Consider the following 18554-nt stretch of genomic DNA (forward strand, 5'->3'; position numbering starts at 1 on the left):
GGTTAAAATGCCGTCTGAACTGTTTTCAGGCGGTATTTTGCTGTCCGACGATTTGAAACCTGTCCCAAAAAGGAAAAATATGGAACCCGTCCGTTACAACATCAACAACACGCCTGAAATCCAAAACGACAACGCCCCCGTCATGACGACAGGACAATGGGTGTTGACGATGATTGTTTTCATGATTCCTTTGGTCAACATCATTATGCTTTTTGTTTGGGCGTTCGGCAGAGGCAACCCCAACCGTGCCAATTTCTGTAAAGCGCTGTTGCTTATTTACCTTGTTGGTTCGCTTATCGGTTTGATTTTCATATTGCTTATAAGTGGGTCTGCATCGGGTACGCATTATTAATGCACCGGCTGATTCTGCTTCGAAGATTTGTATCGAATATGCCGAATTGTTTCAAATTTCATACCCTTATCGAACGACATTGGCAAAAACCTTATCCGGTTTTGTCTTTTCTGCTTAAGCCGCTCTCCGGGCTGTTTGCCAAAATTGCGGCAAAACGGCGGGCGGATTTTTTATCGGGAAAACGGCAAAGCGAAAAGCTGTCCGTGCCTGTGGTCGTGGTCGGCAATATTCACGCGGGTGGGACGGGGAAAACGCCGATTGTTGCCGCGCTGGTGTCGGGTTTGCAGGAAAAGGGCGTCAAGGTCGGCATCATCAGCCGAGGCTACGGGCGCAAGAGCAAGGCGGTTCATGTATTGAATGCCGAGAGCCGAGCGGAAGATGCGGGCGATGAGCCTTTGCTGCTGTTCCGCAAAACCGGTGCGCCGACGGCTGTGGGCAGCAGCCGTGCAGAGGCAGGCAGGGCGTTGCTGGCGGCGCATCCCGACATCGGGCTGATTGTGGCGGACGACGGTTTGCAGCATTACGCCCTGCGGCGGGATGTGGAAATTGCGGTGTTTCCGGCGGCGGATACGGGGCGTACGGATTTGGACTTGCTGCCCAACGGCAATTTGCGCGAACCTTTGTCGAGATTGGAAAGCGTGGATGCGGTGGTGGTCGGCGGCAGGGCGGCGGATGGTTTTATGCCATCTGAACATTTGTTCGGCAGCCGTATTGAGGTGGGTGCGGTTTACCGTTTGAACCGTCCGTCTGAAAAACTGGATATTTCGACATTGTCAGGGAAGCGCGTCGCAGCGGTTGCCGGTATCGCCAGACCGCAGCGTTTCTTCGATACTCTGATACACATGGGCATCCGCCTTGACCAAACGGTTGCTCTGCCCGACCATGCCGATATTTCCAATCGGGATTTGCCGCCTGCCGATGTGGTGCTGGTAACTGAAAAAGATGCGGTCAAATTTTCAGACGGCATTTGCACCGATAATGTTTGGGTGCTGCCGGTTTGTGCGATAATCGAACCTGATTTGGCGGCGTTTGTGTTGGCACGTTTGAAAAAAAACAAGATGCCGTCTGAAAGCTAAGTGTTTTATCCTGTGTACCCTTATTTTGATTTTTGGAGAAAAAAATGAAAAAAATAATGATGTTATGTGCTGTTGTCTTGTCTGTTTCGGCGTGTGTCAGCACCGAATTGTCATCGGCAAACAAGCCATATAATCCGTCGAGTGATGCGCGCATCCGCCTGTACGGACAAAACGGCAGACCCACTGTTTTAACCATCGATCCCAAAGGCAAAGCGGAAAAAGTCGTCGTAGGCGGCGGTATGGGACAGAGCATGGCATCCCTTTTCCATCTGAAAGGGAATGAAAGCATCGGTATGCCTGAATCTGAATTCAGTAAAAATCCTTCACAATTCAACAATATCGGTTCAAACGCATTTTTCAAAGAGTTTATCGTTCCGGCAAATGTGGAAATTGCTTTGAAAAATACGATTAACGCGCCCGCCCATGTCATGAAAAATGCACAGGGAAACACGGTTTATCAACAATATCTCAGCTGTGATGCCGGTACTTTGACGTTTAAACCCGAAGCAGGCAAGGATTATGAAGCCGTTCCTGCACCGTCAACCCATCAATGCGGTATCCAATTGATTGAGTTGCAGAAATAATGGTTTGATTGTGGAAAATATGCCCATACTCGACCGCGCATCAGGCGTTGTCTTGTGTTGCGCGGTGATTGAGGTTTTAAAAACGAAATTTCCAGTCCGGAGGAGTCTTTGATGAAACTGAAAACCTTACTGCTTGCCGCCGCATTCGTATGCACCAATGCTTTTGCCGCCCCGCCCAGCGACGCGTCGCTGGAGCGTTGGCTGGATACGCAGAATTTTGACCGGGATATAGAAAAAAATATGATTGAGGGCTTTAATGCCGGATTTAAACCGTATGCGGACAAAGCCCTTGCCGAAATGCCGGAAGAGAAAAAAGATCAGGCGGCAAAAGCCTTTAACCGCTATCGTGAGAATGTTTTGAAAGATTTGATCACGCCTGAGGTGAAACAGGCTTTCCGCAATACTTTATTGAAGAATGCCCGTGAGATATACACGCAAGAAGAAATTGACGGCATGATTGCCTTTTACGGTTCGCCCGTCGGTCAGGCTGTCGTTGCCAAAAGTCCGTATTTAATCAATAAATCGATGAGTGAAATAGCGGTATCTTGGACTGCATTATCAGGGAAAATCGCGCGACATCATCTGCCCGAGTTTACGGAAGAGTTGCGGCGCATCATCTGCGGCGGTAAAAATCCCGATGCAGGCTGCAAGCAGGCCGGACAGGTTGGGAAAAGGCATCAGAAATAAATGATAGCCGTCTGAAGTATTGCAGAGGGCATCCGATTGATTAAACCATTATAGTGGATTAACAAAAACCAGTACGGCGTTGCCTCGCCTTAGCTCAAAGAGAACGATTCTCTAAGGTGCTGAAGCACCAAGTGAATCGGTTCCGTACTATTTGTACTGTCTGCGGCTTCGTCGCCTTGTCCTGATTTTTGTTAATCCACTATAAACTCGAAAGAGACCCTATGGAAAAAAAATTCTTAGACATCCTCGTCTGTCCCGTTACCAAAGGCAGGCTGGAATATCATCAGGACAAACAGGAATTGTGGAGCCGTCAGGCGAAGCTGGCGTATCCGATTAAAGACGGCATTCCCTATATGCTGGAAAACGAAGCGCGAGCGTTGAGCGAAGAGGAACTCAAAGCATGACCGAATTTGTCGTATTGATTCCGGCGCGGCTGGATTCATCGCGCTTGCCCGGAAAAGCCTTGGCGGACATCCACGGCAAACCGATGGTCGTGCGCGTTGCCGAACAGGCGGCAAAAAGCAAAGCGGCGCGCGTCGTTGTTGCCACTGACCATCCTGATATTCAGACGGCCTGTCAGGCGCACGGCGTCGAAGTCGTCATGACTTCAAACCGGCACGAAAGCGGCACGACTCGCCTTGCCGAAGCCTCCGCCGCGCTGAAGCTGCCGCAACATTTGGTTGTTGTCAACGTACAGGGCGACGAGCCGCTGATTGCCCCCGAACTCATCGACCGCACCGCCGAAGTTTTAGTGGAAAACAACGTGCAAATGGCGACCGCGGCGCACGAATTGCACGATTTCGACGAATTGATAAATCCCAACGCCGTCAAAGTCGTCCTCGACAAAAACCGCAACGCCATCTACTTCAGCCGCGCCCCGATTCCCTATCCGCGCGATGCAATGCGTGCCGGAAAACGCGAAATGCCGTCTGAAACCGCCGTCCTGCGCCATATCGGCATTTACGCCTACCGCGCCGGTTTTCTGCAACGTTACGCTGAAATGAGCGTCTCGCCGCTGGAAACCATCGAATCGCTGGAACAACTGCGCGTCCTGTGGCACGGCTACCCCATCGCCGTCGAAACCGCCAAAGAAGCCCCTGCCGCCGGCGTGGATACGCAGGAAGATTTGGACAGGGTCCGCGCTGTATTTCAGACGGCATAACACATTCGCAAAGGAAAACAATATGCAGCAGCAAGCCGGACAATGGCAGCACCTGAGCCGTGAAGAACAGAAAATCCTTGCCGAAGTATGGGGTCTTGTGCAAAACGACGATCAGGAGGTTCACTATGAAATGCTCAAATTGAATGCACCTGATGAAGCCAGCGGCGAATTTTGGTTCAGAATGGCAGAAACACTCAGCACCCTGCCGCCCAACCGTTCCCTCGACCTTAGAATGAACGGCGGCAGGCTGGCGACCGCCGTATCTATCCTATCGGTGATGATTGAGGACAATCCCGACATACCGCAGCTTTGGGCGCAAAAAATTACCGCCCTCAACTATTTGGCACACGGACACAAAGCCCGTGCCGACGGTTTGGCGCAACAGCCCGACAAAGCGGCAGAAGCCAACGAGGAGGAATACCTGACCAAAGTCCTGTCGCAAAACCTGCTGTCAACATTGGATGCCGCACTTGCACGTTTTCCTGAAGACGCGTGGTTTCAGGAAGCTAAGCAAGATGCCCAAAAGCATTTTGCTTGAGGACGTGGCGGTCAGGAATATTTCCATTCAGGAAGAAAAGAAGTGCCTGATTGGGTATAATCAGGGTAAATCTTATTTTATTTCAAAAGATTAATATTTGCTTTCTGTTTTTCCTTGACGGTGTCGGGAAAGTTGATTATAGTTACGGCTTCCTTAGGAGTAATGGCTGAGAGGCTGAAGGCACTTCCCTGCTAAGGAAGCATGTGGGGTCAACCTGCATCGAGGGTTCGAATCCCTCTTACTCCGCCATAGAATACAAACGCCCCGAAACGGGGCGTTATTTTTTGCGTAAAAACTGAGCATACATTAAGAATCATTGAATTATATTCATTTTGTTTTGTGTAATTTACGCCATAAATGTAAGCCTGTAAAAACTTTTATCAATAAGTCATTATGATAATGTGTGGTAATTTTGAATGGCAACTTACCATAATGACTAAAGTTATTATTCCTAATACGGCGGATTGGGTTAAAAATGCAAAGTTGAAAGACGGGCTTGATAAATTTTCAGATGGGATAACTTCGTTTAAGGTATTTAGATATATGAATTATAATTATAAAACAATGAGATATATTTGTGAAAGTGTTTGATTATGGTTATCAGCCATATTTTTTGCACAAAATATGACTTATGCTAAAAACTCTAATTATAAAGAACTAGATTATTGGAATCATATGTTAGAATTCCCCAACCGTTTGGATAAAGCGGCAATCTAAAGATAAAACTCAAGAAAGACACAATATGAACAAACTACTGATTACTTTAATGATGGCGGCAGGTTTGGCAGCTTGTTCGCAAGAAAGCAAACAAGAGGCGCAAGAGGCGGCTCCAGCCGTTGCTTCTGAAGTTCAGACCGAGGCATCTTCGGTTCAGACGGCCGCACAGGAGGCTGCTCCGTCTGCAGAAGCGGCTTCAGCCGAAGCCAAACCTGAGGAGAAGGTGGAGGCACCTGCGGCGGAAGCTAAACCGGAAGCAAAAGCAGAAACTTCCGTTGCTGTCGATGGTCAGAAAGTATTTGAAGCCAGCTGTAAAATGTGTCATGGCGGCACTATTCCCGGAGCACCTGCAGTGGGTAAAAAAGACGATTGGGCACCACGTATCGCAAAAGGCAAGGAAACCTTGCACAAACATGCAATCGAAGGTTTTAATGCGATGCCTGCCAAGGGCGGCAATGTCGGTTTGAGTGATGATGAAGTGAAGGCCGCAGTCGATTACATGGCCAATCAGTCTGGCGCAACATTCTGAATTGTTTACAATATCTACGATATTGTGATAAAGCCTGTTCGGATATTTGATGAAACCGGATTCCATGCAATATATGGAATCCGGTTTTTTTAATTTCAAACTAAGCTATTTAAGGGTGCGGCAGTCTATATGCATGGTTGCGCATTCAAGATTTTTTACGGCTGGTCAATCAGCCCAATACCTTTCTCCTTTTGCGGATTGCTCTGATGGTTTGTTTGGTATTGGTTTATAAAAACCGTCAGTTGGAAAACGGCCCGTTTCCGGTGAGAAGGTTACGGCAATCTGTCGCACAATCGGAGTGGTATGCCTATTCGCCTATCTGCGCGTCAGATGTTATACTTAAAAAGGTTTATCGATTGTTTACCGGAGCCTCGCCGGTATTGGGAGTGTAAGAGAAATGAGTAGAATCCAACAGACTTTTGCCGCATTGGGTAATAAGAAGGCATTGATTCCTTATATTACGGTTGGAGACCCGGACATTGGGGCGACTTTGGCAATAATGCACAGTATGGTGGAAAATGGTGCGGATATTTTAGAGTTGGGTGTGCCTTTTTCTGACCCGATGGCAGATGGTCCGACTATTCAGCGTGCGGTAGGGCGGGCGTTGGCAAACGGGGTTTCGCTGCGTGATGTCTTGGATGTTGTCAGAAGGTTTCGTGAAACCGATACTCAAACGCCGGTTGTTTTGATGGGGTATTTGAATCCCATACATAAGATGGGTTATCGGGAGTTTGCTCAGGAAGCCGCAAAGGCGGGGGTGGATGGTGTGTTGACAGTGGATTCCCCCATCGAAACCATCGATTCTTTATATCGCGAGCTGAAAGGCAACGGGGTTGACTGTATTTTCCTGATTGCACCTACAACGACTGAAGGGCGCATTAAGACCATTGCACAATTTGCAGGTGGTTTCGTCTATTATGTATCGCTCAAAGGGGTAACGGGTGCGGCAAGTTTGGATACGGATGAAGTTTCGAGTAGAATAGAGTATTTGCGTCAGTATATTGATATTCCCATCGGTGTCGGTTTCGGTATCAGCAATGCAGAAAGTGCACGCAAAATCGGTCGGGTTGCCGACGCAGTTATTGTTGGCAGCCGGATTGTGAAAGAAATCGAAAACAATACAGGCAACGAGGCTGCCGCCGTCGGTGCTTTGGTAAAAGAGTTGAAGGATGCCGTGCGCTGACGGCGGTTCCTCATCCTGAATATTTTAGGAGTTGTCCATGAGCTGGTTAGATAAAATCCTGCCACCCAAAATCAAGAATCGTGGGAAAGACGGTTCTTCCAATGTTCCCGAGGGTCTATGGCACAAATGCCCGTCTTGTTCGGCAACCGTTTATTCTACCGAGTTGCAGCAGAACAATCAGGTTTGTCCGAAATGCAACCACCACAATCCGTTGTCGGCACGACAACGCCTGAATCTGCTTTTGGATGAGGATGGCAGAGAGGAGGTTGCCGGAAATGTCAAACCGACAGATCCTTTGAAGTTTAAAGACAGCAAAAAATATCCGGATCGTTTGAGTGCGGCACGCAAGCTGACCGGGGAAGATGATGCTTTGGTGGTAATGAAAGGCAAGATGAACGGTCTGCCCGTTGTGGTTGCTGCGTTTGAATTTCGCTTTATCGGCGGTTCGATGGGTTCGGTTGTGGGCGAACGATTCGTACAAGGTATCCGTCGGGCGGTTGCCGACAATTGTCCGTTCGTCTGTGTGGCGGCTTCCGGCGGTGCGCGTATGCAGGAGGGTGTGAACTCATTGATGCAGATGACGAAAACCAGTGCCGCGCTGCACCTGTTGACGGAAAAACGCCTGCCGTTTATATCGGTATTGACTGATCCGACCATGGGTGGCGTATCCGCCAGCTTTGCATTTTTGGGCGATGTCGTGCTTGCCGAACCGAACGCGTTGATCGGTTTTGCCGGCCCGCGCGTGATTGAGCAGACGGTGCGCGAAACGCTGCCGGAAGGCTTCCAACGCGCCGAGTTTCTGCTGGAAAAAGGCGCGATCGACCAGATTGTCGACCGCCGCGATATGAAGCGGCGAATCAGCAGTTTGATTACGTTGTTGCTCCGTCAGGACAAAGTTGCCGCCGCCTGATGGCTGATGAATCGAATGCCGTCTGAAACCGATGTTTCAGACGGCATTTTTGTGTCTGGTTATTTGTCGTGCGGCTTCATCGACGGGGCATAGCGTCCGGCACGTTCTTTCAGGCGTTGTACCAAACCTTGCGTGTCGGCGGGTACGCCGCCCTCGCAGAATGCCTGATATAGGACGGCGCGCAGTGCGTCGTTGCGGCTTAATGCACCGCCTATCGGTTTCCATTCGGCGTTTCGGGGCTGTATCCAGCGGCGGTTGACCGTGTCCCCGTAGCCGAACATTTTGTAGGAGGAAAGTTTGCCGTTACCGAACCCGATGGAGGAGCGGGCGCAGAATATGCCTTCGGCAGTCAGGTTGTCGTAGCCTTTGTCGGAACGGATATTGAGAATGTAGCGGATGCTGCCGTCGGGCGCGGGCATAATTTGCAGGCTGTCGAGCAGGATTTTCGGCTGTTTGCCGTAATTTTCATCCACATAAATGTCGAACCAGCCGTCCGAGTGCGTATCGGGCAGCGGCGGCAGTTCGGCGGTATGTTCTTTAAATTCGCGGGCGGCGGCTTCTTCGGGCGTTTCGCGGTAGCGGGTGTTGATCGGCGTGTCTTTTTGGCTGAAGCTGGTGGCAAGGGACGTGCTGGCAGTCAGGGTCAGAATCAGAAGGATGGCGCGGCGCATAGATTTCTCCAAGTTGAAAACGGCTTTATTTTATGGGTTGGCAAAGGGGGCTGCAAGCAACTGGGGTATAATCTCCCCCCGATTCCCATTTTTTAAACGGTACAAACGATGAACAGCGAAACTTTAGACGTAACCGGATTGAAATGTCCCCTGCCGATTTTGCGTGCCAAAAAGGCTTTGGCGCAAATGCAGCAGGGCGACGTGTTGACCGTTCTGGCAACCGACGGCGGCGCGCCCGGGGATTTTGAGGCTTTTTGCCGCCAAACCGGTCATGTGCTGCTGGATGCTTCGGAGCAGGACGGCGTATTCAGGTTGGTCGTCCAACACAAATAAATGCCGTCTGAAATGCAGATAATTCGCCCGATTGTGTTGTTTGTAACTTTTATTTTTGCTGCATGCAGTGCCAAAAATCAACCTTCCGATGAAGATCGACAAAGCTTTGCGCGCATTGCCGTCGATTTGTTCCGGAATGCCTGCGTCCTGACTCAAGGCAGTTTCGAACCAGTTTCCAAGTTTGCCGCTGTCGGACATTTTGTCCCTGTCGGAAAGGAAGACCTGTCCCGTCTGCCGCCCGCTGTTGCAGAACCCGATGTACAGGTGTTGTGGACGCTTGAACGCGATGGCGGCATTTATTATTTGAGCCTGACGCGCGATAGTTGCAGTGTGAAAGCCGAGCGGGCAGACAGTGCCGCACTTTTGGAACATTTTGACGGACTTGTCCGACAGCCGCCGAAAAATACCAATATAGAATTGAGGGCGCAACAGGCAGTACAGGCACCGTTTGAAACCAGGCAAATCAGCTATGCCTGGCGGGAATCGGTCAGCTCCGAAGAAACCGTATTGACTGCACAAACCGCCGATTCCCCGGATTTACCCGTACAGGCAGTTTTGAACCTGACGTATCGTTCCCACAACGGGAAACCCCTAATTCTCCCCTGACTTCAGACGGCATAAAGTTGGCATGCCGTCTGGAAACCAAAAATCTAAAAAGGAACAACCATGCAAACCCTGACCATCATCCGCCCCGACGATATGCACCTGCACCTGCGCGACGGCGACGCGCTCAAAGCCGTTGCCCCTTATACCGCCCGCCAAATGGGGCGCGCCGTCATTATGCCCAACCTCAAACCGCCCGTCGTCAGCGTAGCCGACGCGCTTGCCTACAAAGCGCGCATTATGGCGGCATTGCCCGAAGGCAGCGCGTTTGAGCCGCTGATGACGCTTTATTTGACCGACAACGCCACGCCCGAACTTGTACGTGAAGCCAAAGCCGCCGGCATCGTCGCCTTCAAACTCTACCCCGCCGGCGCGACGACCAATTCCGATTCCGGCGTAACCGACCTGTTCAAACTCATCCCCGTTTTGGAAGAAATGGCGAAACAGGGCATCCTGTTCCTCGTTCACGGCGAAGTAACCGACCCCGAAATCGATATTTTCGATCGCGAAGCCGCCTTTATCGAGCGCGTGATGAAACCCGTTTTGGCGCAAGTGCCGAATCTTAAAGTCGTGTTCGAACACATCACCACCGCCGAAGCCGCCCGCCTTGTTTTGGAAGCGGGCGACAACGTTGCCGCCTCCGTGACCCCGCAACACCTTCTGCTCAACCGCAACGACCTTTTGGTTGGCGGCGTGCGCCCCCATCATTTCTGTCTGCCCGTCCTCAAACGCGAAACCCACCGTCAGGCATTGGTCGCCGCCGTTACCGGCGAGAAGGCGCACAAATTCTTCCTCGGCACAGATTCCGCGCCGCACGCCAAGTCCGCCAAAGAAAACGCCTGCGGTTGCGCCGGTATGTTCAGCGCGATGACCGCCGTCGAGCTTTACGCCGAAGTATTTGAAAAAGCAGGCGCGTTGGACAAACTCGAAGCCTTCGCCTCAAAAAACGGCGCAAGGTTCTACGGCATTCCCGAAAATACCGACACGATTACCCTTATCAAACAAAGCCAAACCGTTCCCGCAAGTGTTCCCTACGGCGACGGCGAACTTGTCCCGATGCGCGCGGGCGGCGAAATCGGCTGGACGGTGCAGTTTTGAAAAAATTGGAGATATAAAATGAGCTATTTAAATTTAGATGATGATATGTATTTGGTTTATGATTTTAAGCAAGATATGACAAACAGAAGAACGAAGGAATATATTGAAAATACAAGATTACTGTCATTGAATGACGAAAGTATCTTTGGCATCAAAAAAGACAAAGGATTGTTTGCGTCGGATGAATGGTGGGCTAATATTGATTCCGGACAGATTATCACCAGAAGCGTTTCCGGAGTAATATCGTCAATATATGAGGCAGGAATGGAAAGAAGAAACATACCGAATAGTTTTAGTTTTATAGATGGTAAAGGCATCGTAAGGAATGAAAGTATGTATATGATGAATAAATCCGACAGACATTTATTTTGTGAAGGGAAAAAAATTGCTATTTTTTACGCGTATGACGAATTAAAAATATCAAAACAAAAAAAAGGAGACGTAATTGATTTGGAAAACAACTATGTTGAGCAAGTCATTGAAATGGCAATTTCAAAATAATCAGATGCCGCCGGTGCCCAAGCCTACCAACTGGCCGATGCCGTCAAAAACCAAACCGGCCAACATTGATTGAACGGTCAAGCAAAATGCCGTCTGAAAGGTTTTTCAGACGGCATTTGCGTATTTCTGATTTTAATCCGACATATCAACGGCGTTTGGGCTCGTCGGGGCGGATTTGGGCAGCGAGTTTGTCGAGGATGCCGTTGACGAATTTGTGCCCGTCCGTGCCGCCGAAGGTTTTGGTAACTTCGATGGCTTCGTTGATAATGACGGGGTAGGGCGTTTCGGGCATGGCGGATAGCTCGTGGCAGGCGGTCAGCAGGACGGCGCGTTCGATGGGGTTGAGGTCTTTTTCGTCCCTGTCGAGCAGCGGGCGGATTTTTTGGATGTAGTCCGCTGCGTTGGTTTGCGTGCCGAAGAAAAGTTTGTTGAACAATTCTTCGTCTGCCTTGGCAAAGTCGGGCATTTCGCGGATGTTTTTAGCAATCTCGGGCGCGGCGGTGCGGTTGATAAGGGATTGGTAAACGGCTTGTACGGCAAGCTCGCGGGAACGGCGGCGGGCTGTTTTCATGATTTTTCCTTGAAACGGTTGGGCGGCACGGTATGCCGTCTGAAACGGAAAGGGTGTATTGGTGTACGCCCTGTTTGTTATTCTTCGTCTTCAAACTGTTCTTCGAGCAGAAGGTTGACGAGGTTGGCGCATTCTACGGCGACTTTGGCGGCATCCGAGGCTTTTTCTTCAATCCGTTCGATTGCCTGTGCGTCGTTTTCGGTGGTCAGGACGGCATTGGCAATCGGGATGTTGTAGTCGAGTGCGACGCGGCTGACGCCTGCTCCGGATTCGTTGGAAACCAGCTCGAAATGGTAGGTTTCGCCACGGATGACGACGCCGATGGCAATCAGTGCGTCAAATTTTTCGGAAGAAGCAAAGTTCATCAGCGCGATGGGGATTTCAAGTGCGCCGGGTACGGTGGCGACGGTAATGTTTTCGTCTGCCACGCCCAATTCTTGGAGGGTGCGGCAGCAGACTTTGAGCATTTCGCTGCCGATTTCGTTGGTGAAGCGTGCCTGTACGATGCCGATACGGAGGTGTTTTCCGTCAAGGTTGGGGGCGATGGTGTTCATTGGGGGTCCTTTGGTATTCGGAGGTTTCGGAATGCCGTCTGAAGGTTTCAGTCTTGCGGCTGCCAGTCGGCAACGGTTTGGAATGTGCCGTCTTCTGCCAATTCCCACGCGCTTCCTTCGGGTTGTGAGAGCAGTGCGGTGGTTTCAGGGTTGGTTTTGGTGATGTCGGCGAGGCTGACGATGCTGAAGTTGTCGGGGTCGTCGGTGTATTCGTCGGTTTCGTCGCCGCTGAAGAAACGCCAGCCGCTGTCATTTTCGAAAACGGGGGCTTCGCGGTAGAGGAAGCCGACAGACTGGTTTTGTTTGGCGACGGTGTTGGTGGCGATACAGCGGTCGAGTGCCGAGGAAAGTGCTTGTGCAAATGTGTTCATTGCGGGAATACGTTGGGGGAAAACTTACGGATTTTACCACGATTCGTGCGTTGTCGGCAGACGGCGGCGGTTTGGTGGTACAATGTGCGCCGTTTGCAGCCTTAAGGTGTTTCTGTATTTTTGGAGTATGGAAACGCATTCAGGCTGTTTTTTGCGGAAGACGGTAATGAAAGACGATGTTTTGAAACAGCAGGCGCACGCGGCGATACAGAAGAGACTGGGCTACGCGTTCCGCGATATTTCGCTTTTGCGGCAGGCTTTGACCCACAGGAGCCATCATGCGAAGCACAACGAGCGGTTCGAGTTTGTCGGCGATTCGATTTTGAATTATACGGTGGCGCGGATGCTGTTTGACGCGTTTCCAAAGTTGACCGAGGGCGAGTTGTCGCGGTTGCGGGCGAGTCTGGTCAATGAGGGCGTGCTGGCGGAAATGGCGGCGGAAATGAATGTCGGCGACGGCCTGTACTTGGGGGCGGGCGAGTTGAAGAGCGGCGGCTTCAGACGGCCTTCGATACTGGCGGACGCGATGGAGGCGATGTTTGCCGCCGTCAGCTTCGATGCGGATTTCAACACGGCGGAAAAGGTGGTGCGCCATCTGTTTGCAGAACGCGTCCGGCGCGCCGATTTCCAAAATCAGGCAAAAGACGGCAAAACTGCTTTGCAGGAAGCGTTACAGGCGCGCCGTTTTGCCTTGCCGAAATACCGCATCGAAGAGCAAATCGGTTATGCCAACGACAGTATGTTTGTCATTTCCTGCGATTTGGGCGAACTGGGTTTCGTGTGCCGTGCCAAAGGAACGAGCCGCAAGGCGGCGGAACAGGAGGCGGCGAAAGAGGCGTTGAAATGGCTGGAAGAGAAGCTGCCGCTGAAGAAGAAAAAGAAATGAGGCGGCGCGTGAATATGCCGTCTGAAATATGGATATGAAAGCGAATATGGATATTGAAACCTTCCTTGCAGGGGAACGCGCCGCCGGCGGATACCGTTGCGGCTTCGTAGCGATTGTCGGCCGTCCGAACGTGGGCAAATCAACGCTGATGAATCATCTCATCGGTCAGAAAATCAGTATTACCAGCAAAAAGGCGCAGACGACGCGCAACCGCGTAACGGGGATTTATACCGACGATACCGCGCAGTTCGTGTTTGTCGATACGCCCGGCTTTCAAACCGACCACCGCAACGCGCTCAACGACAGGCTGAATCAAAATGTTACCGAGGCACTCGGCGGTGTGGATGTCGTGGTTTTCGTCGTGGAAGCGATGCGCTTTACCGATGCCGACCGTGTCGTGTTGAAACAACTGCCCAAGCACACACCGGTTATTTTAGTGGTCAACAAAATCGACAAGGACAAGGCGAAAGACCGTTACGCGCTGGAGGCGTTTGTTGCCCAAGTGCGCGCCGAATTTGAATTTGCGGCGGCGGAGGCGGTCAGCGCGAAACACGGATTGCGGATTGCCAACCTGTTGGAGCTGATTAAGCCGTATCTGCCCGAAAGCGTGCCGATGTATCCCGAAGATATGGTTACGGACAAATCGGCGCGTTTTTTAGCGATGGAAATCGTGCGTGAAAAATTGTTCCGCTATTTGGGCGAGGAGCTGCCTTATGCGATGAACGTCGAAGTGGAGCAGTTTGAAGAGGAAGACGGTTTGAACCGCATCTACATCGCGGTTTTGGTCGATAAGGAAAGCCAAAAGGCGATTTTAATCGGTAAAGGCGGGGAGCGTTTGAAGAAAATTTCCACCGAAGCGCGGTTGGATATGGAAAAACTGTTTGATACCAAAGTATTTTTGAAGGTATGGGTTAAAGTCAAATCCGGTTGGGCGGACGACATCCGCTTCCTGCGCGAGCTGGGTTTGTAGTTTTTCTTGCCGAACTTTACGCAAATGCCGTCCGAACAGGTTTCAGACGGCATTTTGTTTGGCAGTTCAAAGGATGACGTTGCGCCAGTCGCTTTCAAAATAGCTGACGTGATGTTTTGCCGGCGGAAGATTTCGGGTACAACGGCAACAATGCCGCCTACACCGCTTCAGACGGCATACAAGCCCAGAGCGGCGCACATTATCCCGCCTTGCCCTCGAAAGAGGGCGTAGAAGCTGCGAAAAATATTGGAAAATACCGTCTGAAGTATGTTCAGACGGCATTTGCGTATTGGGACGGGTTCGGCCGGTTACGGAAAATATCTGTTTTGACGGCGTGTCCCGGCCGGCAATCAAAACGGTGGCGGCAAGTCCTTCCTGTCCATATGGTCGCGCGGGATTTCATCGACGGCTGTGCAGGGTGCAGCTGCCGCCGCGCCTCCGTCCCAAGCGTCGGCAGATGGCGGTAACACGCGCGTATCAGGCGCACCAAATCTCCGGTCGGCAAAGCGGTGGGCGTACCGCCGCCGAAATAGACGGCACGGATTTTGCCGCTTCTTTGACGGATTCCGGCTTCCTGTTCCGGCTCCGCAATGATTTTGTCGGTGCAAACCCGACTATAGCCGTCTTTTCAAGCATTGCGGCAGAAGCCGCAGAATACGCGGTGGTTGGCGCAAAACGGAATATGCGGATAAGCTGAAGCATCTTCCCGCAAAACCGTTTCCGCCTGTTCCGGCCAAAGCTGCTGCCAACGCACGGAGGGCACGGGCAATCCGCCCCATATCGGTATCAACGTCCGGCGTTCGGGAAAAGCATCCGGTACGGCTTGGCTGACACCCGGCTTCATCCCTCTATTCATATCTATTTTAATTAAATAAAAATTTATTGCATTTTTAAATAAATACAGTAGATTAATTTCTGATTTATATCAATTAAATGAAAATTTTGTTGTAAGATAAACATTACGTTTGACGGGGTAGGGGCGGATACGGTTGCCAATCGGGTGGTCAATCCGGAATAGAAAATATAAACCGCCGTTATTTCTGTTCATACAAGGACAGGAATAAGGCAAACCGCACTTCCTATATGTTCCGTATTTTGATGTCTTGAAAGATGTTTTGCCTATAATGGGATTTTGTTGTCCTTTAGATTTTCTTAAAATGCAGTTCTAAGGTGCTTTCCTTATCGGTTTCAATAAAATATTATCAGTTGTCGGTGCTTTCAGCATTGCATCGGCAGATTTCACCCGTCCCAAACCGCCTGTTCAAAAATGCAATAAAAATGAAGGAGTACCTTATGCGCAAACTGCAAAACACGCTGTATATCACCACGCAAGGCAGCTATCTGCATAAGGAGCGGGAAACGCTGGTGGTGGAGCAGGAACGTAAGAAGGTGGCGCAATTGCCGGTGCATTCCATCGGGCATATTTTTTGTTTCGGCAACGTGCTGGTGTCGCCGTTTTTGCTGGGGTTTTGCGGCGAGAATAATGTGAATCTGGCATTTTTTACCGAAAACGGACGTTTCTTGGGGCGGTTGCAGGGGCGGCAAAGCGGCAATGTGCTGCTGCGTCGGGCGCAGTATCGGATGTCGGAGCAAAATCCCGTGCCGATTGCGCGCAATATCATCGCGGCAAAGATTCAGGCAGGCAGACGGGTGCTTCAGCGGCAGGTTCGCAACCACGGCGACAATGCGGATATTCAGACGGCAGTTGCCGCGCTGAATTTCTCTTTGCAGCAGTTGAAACGGGCAGACAGTTTGGATTTGATACGCGGGATCGAAGGAGATGCGGCGGAGCGTTATTTCGGCGTGTTCGGGCAGCTGGTTAAGGCAGAAAGCGGGTTTGCTTTTGACGGAAGAAACCGTCGCCCGCCAAGAGACAGTGTCAATGCGCTGCTTTCTTTTCTATACAGTATTTTGGGCAAGGACATCAGCGGTGCGTTGCAAGGCGTGGGGCTGGATCCGCAGGTGGGTTTTCTGCACGCCGACCGACCCGGGCGCGACAGCCTGGCACAGGATATTTTGGAAGAGTTCCGCGCGTGGTGGGCGGACAGGCTGGTACTGTCGCTGATTAACCGCGGGCAAATCAAGCCGCAGGATTTTGTCGTCGGGGCAAGCGGGGCGGTGAGCTTAAAAGCCGATGCGCGTAAACTTTTGTTCCAGTCTTTGCAGGCGAAAAAGCAGGAAAAAATCACCCATCCGTTTTTGGGTGAAGAAGTAGAAATCGGTTTGCTGCCTTATATTCAGGCTATGCTTTTGGCGCGGCATCTGCGCGGAGATTTGGCGGCATATCCGCCGTTTTTGATGAGGTAGCCGGGTATGCCGTCTGAACGCAACCGGCTTCAGACGGCATGGAGGGATAAGAAAATGCTGATGTTGATAACTTATGATATTTCGCTGGAAAATGCCGAAGGGCAGGCAAGGCTGCGGCGCGTAGCGAAACTGTGCCAAGACTACGGCGTGCGCGTGCAGTATTCCGTGTTCGAATGCGACATCTCACCCGACCAATGGGTAGTTTTAAAAGACAAACTTTTAAAAACCTACAACCCCGAAACAGACAGCCTGCGCTTTTACCACTTGGGCAGCAAATGGCGGCGCAAAGTGGAACATCACGGCGCAAAACCGGCGGTCGATATATTCAAGGATACGCTGATCGTGTGAATCGCCAACCTGTTGTTCCCATAAAAATGCGGCAGGGTTGGCGAATTTGGATTATTCTTTAACAATCAGGATATTGCAAATGTGGATATGGCGGATAAGGCTGTGCTATACTCATGCTTGTGCTTTTTTCGGGAGTTTGGCGAAGTCGGGGCTGCAAAGCCTGATGTAGTAAGGTTTTCGGAAGGAGCATCAGCCGCCTTCAGGCGGCTGTGTGTTGAAACCATGCTCCTTGCCGCCTATTCCAGCAGCGATATAATCAGCCGCCTTCAGGCGGCTGTGTGTTGAAACTCTTTCACTAGTGAGTTAATCGACCCGCCGTAAATCAGCCGCCTTCAGGCGGCTGTGTGTTGAAACGTTTTGGAGGTCATCTATCATTTTTTGATAGGCTTCAGCCGCCTTCAGGCGGCTGTGTGTTGAAACCCATCAAGCCCAATGTAGGAGGCATCTTGCGCATTCAGCCGCCTTCAGGCGGCTGTGTGTTGAAACATCGTAAACGGCAATCTGTTTTTTGCCAAACAGTCAGCCGCCTTCAGGCGGCTGTGTGTTGAAACTCCCTTATCATCCATATCAAGGCCGCCCGTTTTCTCAGCCGCCTTCAGGCGGCTGTGTGTTGAAACATACGCTCCAAAAATACTTAAAACAACAGAAATGTCAGCCGCCTTCAGGCGGCTGTGTGTTGAAACTTTAAAAATGCGTCAGCAGTATAAAGAAGAAATGTCAGCCGCCTTCAGGCGGCTGTGTGTTGAAACCACTCCAGTATCCGCCAGCGCCGCGCAAGCCGAGTCAGCCGCCTTCAGGCGGCTGTGTGTTGAAACCCCCGCAGCGGATGTGGTGTGTGAGCAAGATGATCAGCCGCCTTCAGGCGGCTGTGTGTTGAAACTCAGTCAGTCCTATATCGCGCTGACCACCCTTAGTCAGCCGCCTTCAGGCGGCTGTGTGTTGAAACAAAGCTCGTTGACAAAATGGAAAAGGCGAAAACTCAGCCGCCTTCAGGCGGCTGTGTGTTGAAACTGATGTTGCTGTAATTGATTTTTAAGGTTAATCAGTCAGCCGCCTTCAGGCGGCTGTGTGTTGAAACCCCAACAGAAAAGAAAACGGGCGGGCGAGATAGGTCAGCCGCCTTCAGGCGGCTGTGTGTTGAAACCAGTAAGCTGCGCCGCTTGAGTTTGCGAAACAGCGTCAGCCGCCTTCAGGCGGCTGTGTGTTGAAACAAACTCATTGCCGCCTCCCATTTTTGCGCTGTTTCAGCCGCCTTCAGGCGGCTGTGTGTTGAAACATGATTTGCGCCATGAGGGTGCGACAAGGTTGGTCAGCCGCCTTCAGGCGGCTGTGTGTTGAAACTCGGAACCCCAAATGCCGTTATCCAAAAGCAAGATCAGCCGCCTTCAGGCGGCTGTGTGTTGAAACAACAAACTTTTTACGTCTTACGACGACGTTTTACTCAGCCGCCTTCAGGCGGCTGTGTGTTGAAACCTTTCGGAAAAAATATAGGCACCTACGCGGACAATCAGCCGCCTTCAGGCGGCTGTGTGTTGAAACTTTGTCTGCTGACCCGTCATTACCAGTTTTGGTTTCAGCCGCCTTCAGGCGGCTGTGTGTTGAA

23 protein-coding genes, 1 tRNA gene, 1 pseudogene and 1 CRISPR repeat array (1 of these 26 only partly in view) are annotated in these 18554 nt (G+C 51.1%); of the genes and pseudogenes, 20 read left to right on the top strand and 5 right to left on the bottom strand.

Annotated features, from left to right (window positions below):
* Positions 1-7 precede the first annotated feature (7 nt).
* From Q9I99_RS04205 to accD, 11 genes are all read left to right on the top strand, one after another.
* Positions 8-352: a hypothetical protein gene (locus tag Q9I99_RS04205; protein ID WP_301668339.1), complete on the top strand. Its 345-nt coding sequence runs from the start codon at positions 8-10 to the stop codon at positions 350-352.
* A gap of 38 nt (positions 353-390) precedes the next feature.
* Entirely contained in the window at positions 391-1428 is a 1038-nt protein-coding gene (lpxK, locus tag Q9I99_RS04210) for a tetraacyldisaccharide 4'-kinase (RefSeq protein ID WP_301668338.1), read from the top strand.
* A gap of 56 nt (positions 1429-1484) precedes the next feature.
* Positions 1485-2012, top strand: a complete 528-nt coding sequence (locus Q9I99_RS04215) for a hypothetical protein (RefSeq protein WP_301668337.1) — start codon at positions 1485-1487, stop codon at positions 2010-2012.
* Positions 2013-2123: 111 nt separating this feature from the next.
* Complete coding sequence (locus tag Q9I99_RS04220) at positions 2124-2699, top strand: DUF2059 domain-containing protein (RefSeq protein WP_301668336.1); 576 nt, start codon at positions 2124-2126, stop codon at positions 2697-2699.
* A gap of 221 nt (positions 2700-2920) precedes the next feature.
* Positions 2921-3103: a Trm112 family protein gene (locus Q9I99_RS04225; RefSeq protein WP_002221286.1), complete on the top strand. Its 183-nt coding sequence runs from the start codon at positions 2921-2923 to the stop codon at positions 3101-3103.
* A complete protein-coding gene (kdsB, locus tag Q9I99_RS04230; protein WP_301668335.1) occupies positions 3100-3861 on the top strand; it encodes a 3-deoxy-manno-octulosonate cytidylyltransferase in 762 nt (253 codons plus the stop codon). The genes Q9I99_RS04225 and kdsB overlap by 4 nt, the downstream gene beginning before the upstream one ends.
* 22 nt (positions 3862-3883) lie before the next feature.
* On the top strand, positions 3884-4399 hold the full coding sequence (locus Q9I99_RS04235; protein ID WP_301668334.1) for a 3-deoxy-manno-octulosonate cytidylyltransferase: 516 nt from the start codon (positions 3884-3886) through the stop codon (positions 4397-4399).
* A 156-nt stretch (positions 4400-4555) separates the two neighbouring features.
* Positions 4556-4648 (top strand) — tRNA-Ser (locus Q9I99_RS04240).
* Positions 4649-5141: 493 nt separating this feature from the next.
* Positions 5142-5645: a c-type cytochrome gene (locus tag Q9I99_RS04245; RefSeq protein ID WP_301668333.1), complete on the top strand. Its 504-nt coding sequence runs from the start codon at positions 5142-5144 to the stop codon at positions 5643-5645.
* Positions 5646-6042: 397 nt separating this feature from the next.
* Positions 6043-6828 (top strand): tryptophan synthase subunit alpha, encoded by a 786-nt coding sequence (gene trpA, locus Q9I99_RS04250; RefSeq protein ID WP_301668332.1) that lies wholly within the window; start codon positions 6043-6045, stop codon positions 6826-6828.
* A gap of 37 nt (positions 6829-6865) precedes the next feature.
* Positions 6866-7738 (top strand): acetyl-CoA carboxylase, carboxyltransferase subunit beta, encoded by an 873-nt coding sequence (gene accD / locus Q9I99_RS04255; protein ID WP_301668331.1) that lies wholly within the window; start codon positions 6866-6868, stop codon positions 7736-7738.
* Positions 7739-7797: 59 nt separating this feature from the next.
* On the opposite strand, the gene Q9I99_RS04260 is transcribed toward accD, so the two are convergent.
* Complete coding sequence (locus Q9I99_RS04260; protein ID WP_301668330.1) at positions 7798-8409, bottom strand: CNP1-like family protein; 612 nt, start codon at positions 8407-8409, stop codon at positions 7798-7800.
* A gap of 108 nt (positions 8410-8517) precedes the next feature.
* Between Q9I99_RS04260 and Q9I99_RS04265 the strand changes: the two genes are divergently transcribed.
* From Q9I99_RS04265 to Q9I99_RS04280, 4 genes are read left to right on the top strand one after another with little or no spacing between them, the layout of a single operon-like run.
* A complete protein-coding gene (locus Q9I99_RS04265; protein WP_002238886.1) occupies positions 8518-8742 on the top strand; it encodes a sulfurtransferase TusA family protein in 225 nt (74 codons plus the stop codon).
* A gap of 12 nt (positions 8743-8754) precedes the next feature.
* On the top strand, positions 8755-9348 hold the full coding sequence (locus Q9I99_RS04270) for an NMCC_0638 family (lipo)protein (RefSeq protein ID WP_439652319.1): 594 nt from the start codon (positions 8755-8757) through the stop codon (positions 9346-9348).
* A gap of 60 nt (positions 9349-9408) precedes the next feature.
* Positions 9409-10443, top strand: coding sequence for a dihydroorotase (gene pyrC / locus Q9I99_RS04275; RefSeq protein WP_301668328.1), 1035 nt, complete (start codon positions 9409-9411; stop codon positions 10441-10443).
* Positions 10444-10461: 18 nt separating this feature from the next.
* Positions 10462-10944, top strand: coding sequence for an immunity protein RhsI2 family protein (locus tag Q9I99_RS04280; protein WP_003714722.1), 483 nt, complete (start codon positions 10462-10464; stop codon positions 10942-10944).
* 145 nt (positions 10945-11089) lie between these two features.
* On the opposite strand, the gene nusB is transcribed toward Q9I99_RS04280, so the two are convergent.
* The 3 genes from nusB to Q9I99_RS04295 all read right to left on the bottom strand — a co-directional run bounded on the left by nusB (position 11090) and on the right by Q9I99_RS04295 (position 12440).
* Complete coding sequence (nusB, locus tag Q9I99_RS04285) at positions 11090-11515, bottom strand: transcription antitermination factor NusB (protein ID WP_002221275.1); 426 nt, start codon at positions 11513-11515, stop codon at positions 11090-11092.
* Between the two features lie 77 nt (positions 11516-11592).
* Positions 11593-12069 (bottom strand): 6,7-dimethyl-8-ribityllumazine synthase, encoded by a 477-nt coding sequence (gene ribH / locus Q9I99_RS04290; RefSeq protein WP_002222781.1) that lies wholly within the window; start codon positions 12067-12069, stop codon positions 11593-11595.
* A gap of 47 nt (positions 12070-12116) precedes the next feature.
* A complete protein-coding gene (locus Q9I99_RS04295; protein WP_301668327.1) occupies positions 12117-12440 on the bottom strand; it encodes a DUF2185 domain-containing protein in 324 nt (107 codons plus the stop codon).
* Positions 12441-12606: 166 nt separating this feature from the next.
* On the opposite strand from Q9I99_RS04295, the gene rnc reads away from it, so the two are divergent.
* The 3 genes from rnc to Q9I99_RS04310 all read left to right on the top strand — a co-directional run bounded on the left by rnc (position 12607) and on the right by Q9I99_RS04310 (position 14763).
* Positions 12607-13326 carry a ribonuclease III gene (gene rnc, locus Q9I99_RS04300; protein WP_301668326.1) on the top strand — a complete coding sequence of 240 codons (720 nt, stop codon included), beginning with the start codon at positions 12607-12609 and terminating at the stop codon, positions 13324-13326.
* A gap of 46 nt (positions 13327-13372) precedes the next feature.
* Positions 13373-14296, top strand: coding sequence for a GTPase Era (gene era / locus Q9I99_RS04305; protein WP_002244050.1), 924 nt, complete (start codon positions 13373-13375; stop codon positions 14294-14296).
* 116 nt (positions 14297-14412) lie between these two features.
* Entirely contained in the window at positions 14413-14763 is a 351-nt protein-coding gene (locus Q9I99_RS04310; protein ID WP_301668401.1) for a hypothetical protein, read from the top strand.
* Here the strand turns inward: Q9I99_RS04310 and Q9I99_RS04315 are convergent.
* Positions 14748-15152: pseudogene (locus Q9I99_RS04315) on the bottom strand (heme anaerobic degradation radical SAM methyltransferase ChuW/HutW); the annotation flags it as partial. The gene Q9I99_RS04310 and the pseudogene Q9I99_RS04315 sit on opposite strands and share 16 nt — an antisense overlap.
* A gap of 437 nt (positions 15153-15589) precedes the next feature.
* On the opposite strand from Q9I99_RS04315, the gene cas1c reads away from it, so the two are divergent.
* Entirely contained in the window at positions 15590-16603 is a 1014-nt protein-coding gene (gene cas1c / locus Q9I99_RS04320) for a type I-C CRISPR-associated endonuclease Cas1c (protein WP_301668325.1), read from the top strand.
* A gap of 54 nt (positions 16604-16657) precedes the next feature.
* Positions 16658-16951: a CRISPR-associated endonuclease Cas2 gene (gene cas2, locus Q9I99_RS04325; protein WP_196428457.1), complete on the top strand. Its 294-nt coding sequence runs from the start codon at positions 16658-16660 to the stop codon at positions 16949-16951.
* A gap of 189 nt (positions 16952-17140) precedes the next feature.
* Positions 17141-18554: a CRISPR direct-repeat array (repeat unit 32 nt; unit sequence TCAGCCGCCTTCAGGCGGCTGTGTGTTGAAAC); it runs 1396 nt beyond the window's last position.

Origin of the sequence: Neisseria basseii (assembly GCF_962707005.1) — a bacterium.
Lineage (GTDB): Bacteria > Pseudomonadota > Gammaproteobacteria > Burkholderiales > Neisseriaceae > Neisseria > Neisseria bergeri.

What these genes read in the sequence shown, in the direction of transcription:
- Q9I99_RS04205 (WP_301668339.1), top strand. Translation starts at nt 8, where the DNA reads ATGCCGTCTGAACTGTTTTCAGGCGGTATTTTGCTGTCCGACGATTTG.
- lpxK (WP_301668338.1), top strand. Translation starts at nt 391, where the DNA reads ATGCCGAATTGTTTCAAATTTCATACCCTTATCGAACGACATTGGCAA.
- Q9I99_RS04215 (WP_301668337.1), top strand. Translation starts at nt 1,485, where the DNA reads ATGATGTTATGTGCTGTTGTCTTGTCTGTTTCGGCGTGTGTCAGCACC.
- Q9I99_RS04220 (WP_301668336.1), top strand. Translation starts at nt 2,124, where the DNA reads ATGAAACTGAAAACCTTACTGCTTGCCGCCGCATTCGTATGCACCAAT.
- Q9I99_RS04225 (WP_002221286.1), top strand. Translation starts at nt 2,921, where the DNA reads ATGGAAAAAAAATTCTTAGACATCCTCGTCTGTCCCGTTACCAAAGGC.
- kdsB (WP_301668335.1), top strand. Translation starts at nt 3,100, where the DNA reads ATGACCGAATTTGTCGTATTGATTCCGGCGCGGCTGGATTCATCGCGC.
- Q9I99_RS04235 (WP_301668334.1), top strand. Translation starts at nt 3,884, where the DNA reads ATGCAGCAGCAAGCCGGACAATGGCAGCACCTGAGCCGTGAAGAACAG.
- Q9I99_RS04245 (WP_301668333.1), top strand. Translation starts at nt 5,142, where the DNA reads ATGAACAAACTACTGATTACTTTAATGATGGCGGCAGGTTTGGCAGCT.
- trpA (WP_301668332.1), top strand. Translation starts at nt 6,043, where the DNA reads ATGAGTAGAATCCAACAGACTTTTGCCGCATTGGGTAATAAGAAGGCA.
- accD (WP_301668331.1), top strand. Translation starts at nt 6,866, where the DNA reads ATGAGCTGGTTAGATAAAATCCTGCCACCCAAAATCAAGAATCGTGGG.
- Q9I99_RS04260 (WP_301668330.1), bottom strand. Translation starts at nt 8,409, where the DNA reads ATGCGCCGCGCCATCCTTCTGATTCTGACCCTGACTGCCAGCACGTCC.
- Q9I99_RS04265 (WP_002238886.1), top strand. Translation starts at nt 8,518, where the DNA reads ATGAACAGCGAAACTTTAGACGTAACCGGATTGAAATGTCCCCTGCCG.
- Q9I99_RS04270 (WP_439652319.1), top strand. Translation starts at nt 8,755, where the DNA reads ATGCAGATAATTCGCCCGATTGTGTTGTTTGTAACTTTTATTTTTGCT.
- pyrC (WP_301668328.1), top strand. Translation starts at nt 9,409, where the DNA reads ATGCAAACCCTGACCATCATCCGCCCCGACGATATGCACCTGCACCTG.
- Q9I99_RS04280 (WP_003714722.1), top strand. Translation starts at nt 10,462, where the DNA reads ATGAGCTATTTAAATTTAGATGATGATATGTATTTGGTTTATGATTTT.
- nusB (WP_002221275.1), bottom strand. Translation starts at nt 11,515, where the DNA reads ATGAAAACAGCCCGCCGCCGTTCCCGCGAGCTTGCCGTACAAGCCGTT.
- ribH (WP_002222781.1), bottom strand. Translation starts at nt 12,069, where the DNA reads ATGAACACCATCGCCCCCAACCTTGACGGAAAACACCTCCGTATCGGC.
- Q9I99_RS04295 (WP_301668327.1), bottom strand. Translation starts at nt 12,440, where the DNA reads ATGAACACATTTGCACAAGCACTTTCCTCGGCACTCGACCGCTGTATC.
- rnc (WP_301668326.1), top strand. Translation starts at nt 12,607, where the DNA reads ATGAAAGACGATGTTTTGAAACAGCAGGCGCACGCGGCGATACAGAAG.
- era (WP_002244050.1), top strand. Translation starts at nt 13,373, where the DNA reads ATGGATATTGAAACCTTCCTTGCAGGGGAACGCGCCGCCGGCGGATAC.
- cas1c (WP_301668325.1), top strand. Translation starts at nt 15,590, where the DNA reads ATGCGCAAACTGCAAAACACGCTGTATATCACCACGCAAGGCAGCTAT.
- cas2 (WP_196428457.1), top strand. Translation starts at nt 16,658, where the DNA reads ATGCTGATGTTGATAACTTATGATATTTCGCTGGAAAATGCCGAAGGG.